This window comes from Halorubrum distributum JCM 10118, assembly GCF_000337335.1.
In the GTDB taxonomy this organism is placed as follows: Archaea; Halobacteriota; Halobacteria; order Halobacteriales; family Haloferacaceae; genus Halorubrum; species Halorubrum distributum.
Genome location: NZ_AOJN01000024.1, coordinates 60,978 through 71,102, shown reverse-complemented (window position 1 = coordinate 71,102; position 10,125 = coordinate 60,978). Strand labels below are relative to the sequence as shown.

6 protein-coding genes are annotated in these 10,125 nt (G+C 60.2%); 5 read left to right on the top strand and 1 reads right to left on the bottom strand.

The features are described from left to right. Positions 1 to 72: 72 nt before the first annotated feature. A complete protein-coding gene (locus tag C466_RS15835) occupies positions 73 to 1,491 on the bottom strand; it encodes an ATP-dependent nuclease (RefSeq protein WP_004597889.1) in 1,419 nt (472 codons plus the stop codon). Positions 1,492 to 1,803: 312 nt separating this feature from the next. Between C466_RS15835 and C466_RS05085 the strand changes: the two genes are divergently transcribed. Genes C466_RS05085 through C466_RS05065 form a run of 5 tightly spaced genes read left to right on the top strand, consistent with a single transcriptional unit; the run spans position 1,804 to position 9,535 of the window. Further along, positions 1,804 to 3,204: a metallophosphoesterase family protein gene (locus C466_RS05085; RefSeq protein ID WP_004597891.1), complete on the top strand. Its 1,401-nt coding sequence runs from the start codon at positions 1,804 to 1,806 to the stop codon at positions 3,202 to 3,204. Next, complete coding sequence (locus C466_RS05080; RefSeq protein ID WP_004597893.1) at positions 3,201 to 5,924, top strand: AAA family ATPase; 2,724 nt, start codon at positions 3,201 to 3,203, stop codon at positions 5,922 to 5,924. Before C466_RS05085 ends, C466_RS05080 begins: the two co-directional genes overlap by 4 nt. Then, positions 5,924 to 7,153, top strand: coding sequence for a DNA double-strand break repair nuclease NurA (locus C466_RS05075; protein ID WP_004597895.1), 1,230 nt, complete (start codon positions 5,924 to 5,926; stop codon positions 7,151 to 7,153). Before C466_RS05080 ends, C466_RS05075 begins: the two co-directional genes overlap by 1 nt. A gap of 16 nt (positions 7,154 to 7,169) precedes the next feature. Then, positions 7,170 to 7,871 (top strand): hypothetical protein, encoded by a 702-nt coding sequence (locus C466_RS05070; protein WP_004597897.1) that lies wholly within the window; start codon positions 7,170 to 7,172, stop codon positions 7,869 to 7,871. Continuing rightward, entirely contained in the window at positions 7,868 to 9,535 is a 1,668-nt protein-coding gene (locus C466_RS05065) for an ATP-binding protein (protein WP_004597899.1), read from the top strand. Before C466_RS05070 ends, C466_RS05065 begins: the two co-directional genes overlap by 4 nt. Positions 9,536 to 10,125 lie beyond the last annotated feature (590 nt).

The following is a 10,125-nucleotide window of genomic DNA, read 5'->3' as shown; positions in this document are numbered from 1 at the left end:
TGGTTGACGAGGAAGTTAAGGAGTTGGTCTTCGTGGAGTTCACTGTCTGCTTGCTGGGTCGTAGACACACCTTCAGCAAGCAGGCGTTCTAACTAAGCGGCTTTGTGAAGTACTGAGAATGTGTGCGAATGCTCGTAGTCCTCTACAGTCTGCTTGGATCTGCTGTACGGCTTCTGAAGGAGTATCATCCTCGTGCCGGCGATCGCTGTCCAACAAGAAGCAGAAGTTGCGGTTGATCTCCTCCAAATCCTCTGGGTTACAGTTCTGGATATTGCCTGTTCCACCGAGGTGTTGGATTGTTATATTTTTACGCTCCCAGTCCTCAATATACTCTTGCGCTACGGTTCGGAGGATACTCGCGTCAGTGGGGCCTTCAGTGTAAATGACGAAGTCGCTTTGAAGTATGTCGCTGTTCCGCGCACCCAGTTCTTCTACTGCGGAGAGATAGTCTTCGTCGATCGTCCGAATCGATGTTACCCCCTCTTCTCGCTGTACGAGATGGAGGTCGCCACGACCCCGACGATCGATGAAGATTGGCGAGTGTGTGGACAGCATTATTTGCCCTCCGGATCGGGCAATCTGTTTGAGCGACCCCAGCATTTCTCGTTTCGCTTCGGGGTGAAGCCAAACGCCTGGCTCTTCAAAGAGGAGAAAGTATCCCTCATCGACGTGCCGATCCCGATAGGCCTCGACCAGCGAAAGAACGAACATGCTTCCAACCCCCGAGCCACGTTCCCCGACTGGAACGGGCGTGTCGGTGGAGTGATCCTTGACCGTAATCGAGGGAGTGAACGCTTTTCCCAGGTCAATCTCTCCGGGATTGACATTCACTTGGCTGATTGAGTCCATTCGGCTCACCAGCCGGCCTTCGATGAGGTCTGAGAGATCTCCAACCTCATCTTGGAGCTCCTCTTCAAGTGATTCCCGCTTTTGGCTGAGTGACTCGCTATCGTGGAGGAGCGGACTCAGGAGACGATCGATCCACGTGTTGGACTTGAACTTGGTCTGCTCGGAGATATCCCGCTCAGCGGGAATGTAGATAGGCTCGGGGATGTGCGACCAAATTCGCTCGCGCGACGGTTTCTTATTGAGTTCTTCGCCATCGTCTACAATCGTCCCTTTACCTAGTGTTTCCTGCTCGTCTTCTCCCAATAGTGTTGTCCGGGATGGTGCGCGTTCCCCGTTATTAGTGTACTTTCGGACGATCTTAAGAGTCCCGTCCGAGGTGTCTACAGAGTCCGTGAGTTGGTCCGACAATTCATCTGGAATCCCTTCAAATCGTCCAGTGAAGACTAATTCCTCTGATTCACCCATGTGGAAGTGGTTGGGTTCGGGCTTTCCCTTCTCTTCGAGGAAGATCCTAACCGCTTCCAGAAACGATGATTTGCCTGCGTCGTTCTTTCCAATCAGTACTGAGAGTTCTTCGATTGATCCGAAACCATCCTCTTCTATCGGTTTGAACCTCTTAACATGAAATTCACTTAATCTCATTTTAGTGTCAGAACCCGATTAACAATAATTTAGAGGTAATTTAAGAACATTACGATAGGTATATTTACAAATTGTATCTACAAAGATCTCCACAGCTTCCCCCGGGGGTTGGCTCCTTTCATCTACCCGAATCTTGAATGTGTCAGTTATAATGACATCCCCTTGTAGAAGCCGACAGCGTATTCAAGATACGCGGTAGCTGATTTGAGTGTCGCCCGTGGTGCGTAGCAATTGAATTACGCGTCTTGATTCTCGTTTTACTTTCACCCCGCTGAGTGTAGGTTTATTACCCCGCCGGGAAGTGATACACGTGTGACGAGATTCCTCCATTTGGCGGATATTCATCTTGGTCGGCAGCAGTACGGCGTACCGCAGCGGGCGACTGATGCGAAACTCTCGTTCCAGCACGCGCTGTCGCAAGTTTCGGCTGAGGATGCCGACGCAATACTACTCCCGGGTGACTTTTTCGACAGCCGGGACGTGCGGCCGGAGACGCTCGCATCGGTGGAGGATGTTCTCGCGGACGTCGAGGTTCCGGTGATCGTGAGTCCGGGGAATCACGATCAGAACATGAGTCGCCGACGGGATTTGACGTGGCTACAGTATCTGAATAACAAGGGACTGATCACGTTGTTGTCGGCTGATTTCGCTGATGGCCGCGCGTCGTTCGCTCCGACTGACGTGGAGTCGCCTCGGGACGGTGGCGGCGGGTACGTTGATTTGAAGACGGACGAGGGGACGGTTCGCGTGTTCGGTGTTCAGTACCGGGGTGCGTACATGGAACGCCAGATCCCGGCTGTTGTGGACGGGATTGAAGCTGTGAACGCGTCTGAAGGGGAGCCGGCGGCGACGGTGGTGTTGGCGCACTTCGGTGTGGATGATGCGGTGCCGGATCTGGGTGCGACGGTGTCGGTCGCGTCGTTGACGCCGCTGATGGACGCGGTGGACTACGTGGCGCTCGGCCACATTCACAAGCGGTACGAGGTGGAGAACGTCTACAACCCGGGGAGCTTGGAAGCGTTCTCGGTACAAGAGGGACGATGGGACGACGCGCACGGATACTACGTGGTGGACGCGGCTGACTGGTCGGCGGATCACCGCGTGTCGAAGCGACGGCCGTACGTGACGGTCGAGTTCGACGTGTCGGGGTACCGGACGTTCGACGATCTCCGAGCGGCGTTCGAGGACGCGGTGCGTGACGAGCAAGGAATGGTCGAACGCGTGTGTAGCAACGCCGAGTTTCAGGCGGGTGACGGGTCGCGTCGGGACCCGATCGTGAACCTGCGGTTGACGGGGACGCTGTTGCTCGATCACGTCGCGTTCGACGTCGATGCGTTACGTGACATCGCGGGAGAGACGCTAGAGGCGTTGTACGTACAACCGACGGATAACACGGAGCGGAAAGCGATCCAGGAGCTGCTCGGCGATATCGACCGTGACGAGGCGTTCGCGGCTGACGGAACGGTGAACACGGACGCGTTACAGGAACGCGTGTTCACGACGCTCGCTGAGGAGTCGCGGTACAGCGCCGCGGCGGACGACGTTGCGTCGACGCTCGACGAGCTGGAGGGACTCGTCACTGAGGACGACGCCGGTGTCGGTGAGGCGGCGTCGTACTTGCGAGAGCGCCGTCGGGAGTTGTTCCCGGACGGCGTCGGTGAGTCGGGGGAGACGGATGAGGCGGCCGCCGTTGAGGGAGGTGAGGCGGAGTGACGGTCGTTATCGAGTCGGTGACGTTGGAGGATTTCAAGAGTTACGCGGACCGGACGACGATCGAGCTCGGCGACGGCGTCACGGCGATCGTCGGGGAGAACGGGTCGGGGAAAAGCACGGTACAGGAAGCGATCGGGTTCGCGTTGTTCGACACGCACCCGTTCGACAATCAAGACCGGCTCCTGCGAGACGGCGAGAATTCCGGGCACGTCGAAGTGACGTTCCGGGTCGTCGAGATGGGTGAGGTGTACACGGTGCGGCGTTGGGTCGGGCGGTACAAGTTCGACGTGCTCGATGCGAACGGGGACGCGCTCGGACTGGACACCGGGTCGGCGATCAAAGAGTGGGTCGCGGAGAAACTCGGCGTGGACGACGCGGACGATTTATCAGAAGTGTGGGAGCGGAGCGTCGGGGTGCCGCAGACGAGTTTCCTCGCGGACTTCACGCAAAGCGAGAAGGAACGCGTGGACACGTTCGACCCGTTGTTCGATATCGAGCGGTACCGGGAGGCGTACAAGTCGCTGAGCGGCCTGGAAAGCGAATTTGACGAGGAAATCACCGCGAAAAACGAGGAGGCCACCGAACTCCGCGGCGAGTTGAATGACTTGCCCGACGTCGAATCAGAAGTCGAAGAATTGGAGGACGAGTTACGAGGGTACGAGGCCAAAATTGCGACGATAGAACACCGCGTAACGGTGCTACAGGCGGAACACACGGCGCTTGAGGAAGTCGAGACTGCGCTCGATGAGAAGCGGAGTGAGTTGGAATCGCTTGAAGATACGAAGATCCCCGCAGCAAAGGAACAACTCGAACAGGCCGAAGAGGCGTTGGCGGACGCCGAGGACGCGGCCGAGACGCTGTCCGACGTGGAAGACGAGTACGAGGCGCACCAGGAGGCTGAGAGTGAGCGCGAACGGTTGGAAGGGGAAATCGCTGAGCGCGATGAGTTGGCCAGTGAGCGCGACGAAATTAAAAGCGACATCAGACAGAAGCGAACAGAGGCTGAGCAGAAAGAGGAGGCTGTTGAGACGGCAGAGAAGGCGAAACAGCGGCTCGAAGAACTCGAACCGGATGTCGAGGAGTACCGAGAGTTAGAGACGGAGGTCGAGGAACTTGAGGAGGCCGAAGAGCGGATCGATGAGATCGATTCGGAGATCAGCGAGCACGAAGCCGAGATCTCGGACCTCGAAGGGGAAATCGAGGACCTGGAAGATCAGATCGAGGCTGCTGAGGCGCGGCGTGACGAGGCCGAGAAACTCGAAACTCTGCGCGACGAGCGCCGTGAGTTGTCCGTCGAACGAAAGTCGCTACGTAACGAGGTGGAAGAGTTGGAAGCGCAGAACGAGGAGTTGGGGGAAATCGATGTGGATGAAGCGTCGGACGTGCCGTGTCCGACGTGCGATCGGCCGATCACGGCCGAGCACCGCGATTTGGTGATCGAGGAGAATACGGAGCGGATCGAGGAGGTCGAGTCGTCGGAACTCCCGCGGATCGACTCGCGGCTCAGCGAACTCGCCGATGACATTGATGACGCTGAAGCCGCGGCCGACGCGGTGTCGGAGATCCCTGGACACGAGTCCGACATTGACGATCTGCGTGAGGAAATTGATGATATTGAATCGACGACCGAGGAGTTACGGACCGAGCAGTCCGAGCTCGAAGCCCGCACCGAAGACCTCCCTGAGAAGCAGCGTCGCCTCGAAGCACTCGATGGTGTTGAAGCGGACTACACGACAGCGAAGACACGGTACGAGGACAACGAGTCTGCTGAGGCAGAGTTGGAGTCGGTTCGGGAGCGTATCGAAGAGTTAGAGGGTGAAGTCGCGGAGCTCGATGAAGAGATCGCGTCGTACGGTGATCTGGATTCGGAGCTTGACGCGGTCAAAGAGACGTTAGCGGAGACGAAGAAAGGGTACAAAACGTACATCGCTCACGAGGAAGAGGCGAGTAAACGCGACAAGCGAGAAGAGGCGGTCGAGGAAGCGGAGTCAGAGTTAGCAGATCTCCGATCTGAAGCGGAGAGAGTCCGAGAGGAGATCAGCGAATTGGAGTCGGAATTCGATGAGGATCGGTTCGAGGAGTTGGACAGCGATATTGATTCGTTCGAGGCGGAGAGAAACCGGCTCGAAGGGAAGCGAGAGACCGTTGAAGAGAATTTGAGTGAGGCCAGGAGCGAACTGGACGACCTGTACGAAAAGCAGTCCGAAAAGCAAGCACTCGAAGCGGAGATCACTGAGCTGGAACGTGACAAGCGGTTTGCCGGGTGGTCGCGGAACACGTTACAGCAAGGAGCAGCGGACCTGCGTGAACTGATCACGACGGAGATCGGGCATCGCGCAAACGAGGTGTTCCAGCAGCTCCGCGGGAATCCGACGGAGACGCTGGTGTGGGATAAGACGTACAATCTCCGTGTCCGCGTGAAGGGGCAGGACAAGCCGTTCGATTCGCTGTCCGGCGGGGAGAAGATGGCGGCGGCGCTCGCGGTCCGGTTAGCGATTCTCGAACGGCTGGCGAGCGTCGGAATGGCGTTTCTTGACGAGCCGACGGCGAACTTGGACACGGAAAAGAAGCAGAACCTTGTGAACCAGTTGGAGTCGCTGGAGGGGCTCGGACAGTTGACCGTGGTGAGCCACGACCGAACGTTCGAGGCGATGACGGAACGCGCGGTCGTGCTCGAAAAAGACGAGACCGACGAGGTCACGCGGGTGGTGTCGCAGTAATGCCGTTGTACCCTGAACGCGTCGCCGAACAACTGGAAGCGAACAAAGCGGAGATTCACCGGTTCACGCACGACGACACGCGCGTCGTCGAAGTGTACCGCGACCGGCTCCGCGACGCAGTGACAGAGTCACAAGCGACGGTTCGTGACGCGGTCGGTGACGACCGGGATTCGTACCCGGGTGCGGTCCCGACGCGCGAATGGGACGCGTCGTCGGGCCCGGTCGTTGAGTTCGACGCGTCGGTTTCGTGGGATAATCACGAAGCGGTGAACGAGTTCGCGGCCGACGTGTTAGCCGGCGTGTCAACGGTGGCGGCGGACGGGTCGGAGATCGGGCCGACACGCGAGTTCACCGTCCCGCTCGGCCTGGTACAGACCGCGTGGTGCCGGAACGGGCACTCACCGTCCCGCGATTACGAGGAGGACGTCTCAACGCGGCTGCTCGTCCCCACGGATCTAACTGAGGACCGTGACGACGGGCGGCGGTACGTGGACGGGCAGGCACCGGCGCACGAACGGTACCGCGAGGAAGCACGGACGATCGTCGATTGCATCGAGCGGTTCGCGGACGTGACGCCACCGCCGGTCGTGTTGTACGACGGGCCGCTCGTCCCGTCGTTCGCTAACACGTTCGCGCCGGACGTCCGAGATGAGTATTACCGTGAGCCGATGGCGATGGTGTTGGCGGCGTCGGAACACCACGGCGTCCCGGTCGTCGGGTACACGGCCGGGAGCGGTAGCACGAACCTGGCGAAACTGCTGCGGCGGCGGTACCCGGACGCGTTGGGTGACCGGCCGTTCGTCGCGGACTCCCGGATCCTTGACCCGTTCATCGAGCACTGGGGTGACCGGTCGCAGTTGTTCAGTAACCGGCAGGACGGCGCGGTTGACGCGATGACGACACGGTACCGCGGGGAGGCGTACGAGTTCTGGGACGACGTGTTGTTCGCGTACCTCAACGTTCCGGGCGGGGACGCCCTCGATCGCGTCGAGCTTCCGGGGTGGGTGCTACGGGATGACCGGGCGGAGTACGTGTTCGACATCGTGCGCGCGGAAGCCGGCGTCGGGCGCGGGTACCCGGAGATACTCCAGCAAGCGGACGCTAATGCGGTGCTTGATACGGGGGCGAAAAACCGGTTCCTCGCGCTCGTACAGGAGTTCGCCGACGAATACGACCTCCCGATCGAATGGGACGCGAAAGCCCTCTCGAAGGAACGCCGCCGCCGATAACACGACGACACAACTCATGACACAACAACCGAACGCGGACGATTCGACGCCGGCGATCGCACCGACCGACACGGCGTTAGGCAGTATCGTGCACTCCAACACGCAGATGGACTACGTCGCGCAGGCGTTCCGAGACGGTGAGCGGGAGGACCCGCCGTCACGCGACGAGTACGAGTTCGGCCAGCCCGTGTACGCCACGGAAACCGTTCGCGGCACTCCGTACGCCGTGGTCGGGGTCGTGTACGACACGCGGCTCGTTGACCCCGATCAGGGACGGGACGGCCCACGGCTTTCCGCCCCGGATCAGGAGATGTTCGTCCCCGGGTACGTGAACGAGAAGCAGACGATGCTCGGGGTCGCGCTCCTCGGGACGGCCGAACTCGATGCCGACCCGCACCGGCATCCGAACGGTGACGAGGAAGGCGACCCGCAGTCGTTCAGCGCGGTGTCGCAGTCGATGCCGCGGTGGACGCTGGACATCGACGATTTCGTGTACGCGCTCTCGGACGACGGGTTCCGACAGTTCCACACGCACGACGGGACGCTGAACTTGGAGTACTACGAGCGCTTGATCGCCACGGCCGACCAGTTCGGCCCGGAAGTCGCGTTAGCCATCGTGGACCGGTTACGGCGACTCACGGACGCTGACGACGTGTTAGACGTCGTCGAGAAGAAGGTCCGCTGGCAGTCCAGCGAGAGCCGCGGGGTGCTTCGATGACGAGCGACGACCACGGGCTCCCGAGTCCGCCGGCGACGCGCGACGTCCCCGCGCTCACCGGGACGCCGATCGGGACGGTCGCGTGCCCCGGAGACGACCCTTCGGAATTCGAGTTCATCGCACCCGGCGACCAGGGGCTTCGTACCGGGGAGTTCGTCGCCTACGACGCGACGGTTGACGGCGAGCAGGAAGCGATCCTCGCTCGGGTGACGAACACGGCACAGGAACGCGGGCTACCGGGCGAGTTCTTGGCGAACCCGGAGGTGGACCCGGCCGAGGTCGCCGGTGCCCTCGGTGTTCCGACGGAGGACACGGAACTCAGTCGGTTCACGGCGCGAACGATCGGGTACTTCGACGAGCAGATATCGACGTTCACGAACCCGCGTATCCAACCGCAGCCGGGGACGCGACTCCAACTCGCCGCCGACTCGTACTTGGAGGCCGTGTTGCCGAGCGCGGACTGGGACTCCGGAAGCGGCACGGCGCACCTCGGATGGCTGTTGAACCGGCCGCACGGGGCTGCGAACATGCACATCCCGATCGATACGTTCGCGGCGACGCACCTGGCCATCCTCGCATCGACCGGGAGCGGGAAATCCTACACGGCGAGCGTTCTGATCGAGGAGATGATGCGGCCGGCGTCGCGCGCCGCGATGCTGGTGTTCGACCCGCATGCGGAGTACGACACGCTCCCGGAGATGCGGCGCGACGAACACAGCCACGTGTTCGAAGGCGACGACGGGTACCGGCCCGAAGTGGAGATCATCACGCCCGACGAGATCACGATCCCGATCCCGGACCTCACGTACAGCGACTTGCTCGCGTTGCTCGACGGGCCGAGCGACCGGATGCGGTACGTGCTCAACGAAGCCTGGCGGGACCTCACAGGTGAGAGCAACCACATCACGCCGCAAGACATCATCGACAAATGCGAGGAGGTTGAGGGGGAGCGCAGCGGGACGGTCGATGCGCTCGCGTGGCGGTTGAACAAGTCGCTGAACCGCGACTTGTTCGTCCCGGCGGCCCGCGACGAACTCACAGACCTCGTTGCGCCCGGTCAAGTAACGGTCCTCAAGCTCAATCGACTGTCCCAGTCCGACCAGCAGATGCTCGCCGCGGCGCTCCTCCGGAAACTGTACGAGGCCCGGGAAGCGGCGACGCGCGGTGAGGACGACGCGATCGACCACCCCGTCTTTTCGCTGTTCGAGGAAGGACACCGGTTCGCCCCTGACGGGGACGCTCGGAGCCTCGGAATTCTCCGCCGGATCCTCTCGGAAGGCCGGAAGTTCGGGTTCGGAGTCGGTATCATCAGTCAACGCCCGTCGAAAATCGACCCCGACGTGTTGTCACAGTGCGGGACGCAGATCATCATGCAGATACAGAACCCGAACGACCAGCAGGCGATCCGCACGTCGGTCGAGAGCGCTGGCGAAGACGTACTCGACGAACTCCCTGGACTCACACCCGGGCAAGCCGTGGTGGCCGGAGACGCGATGAACACGCCGGTCCTGTTGAACGTCCGGGAACGTCACACGGAACACGGTGCCGATAGCCCCGAAGCGACGAAGGAATGGAAAACGGCGCACGACCGGCTTGAAAACGAACCAGCGGGTGTGACGGGCGCATATGACGACGATGGCGATGTCGACGAAACCCCCTTATAATCGGTTGTAGAGAATCGGTATCTGGTGAAATGACACCTAAACATCCGGTTGAGAACCCCTTCGTTGAGTGTTCAAAAACAAAAATCGCGGAGCGCGGATCGGAGATCGGGGCACCGTACGACAGACGTGGCGCGATGAGAAACCGTCGTGTGGGATGTGTGTTGCGTGAGCGTTCCGGCTAGAGACGTTCCGGAAGCCCGGTCACGCGATCCGATCGCGTTTGATGAGCGGCCAGAGGTCTCTTAGTTCACGACCGTCTTATTAGTGGGAATTACTGCCTCTGAGTTTCTCACATCCGCAATAAAAGTTCGAGGGCAATTCTGATACAGAGTTGATGTGCTTGTCTGACGTGAACTGATTCTGACTGCGGTGTGGTGCTACTTCTTGCCCAGCCCGGTGCGTGTCCTGGCGAATTGACTGTCGGGGTGCTCTGATCGCGGTTTGTGCGTGACGTTGACGATGTTGTATCCGCGGCCGTTTTCTCGAATGTCGTATGGAGTTAGTCGTCTTCTGTTGGTGTGCGGCCGCGGATGTCTCTTCCGTGCAGAGAGATGTCGTCGCGGGACCTCGCTCGTCGAGATGGAGCTGTA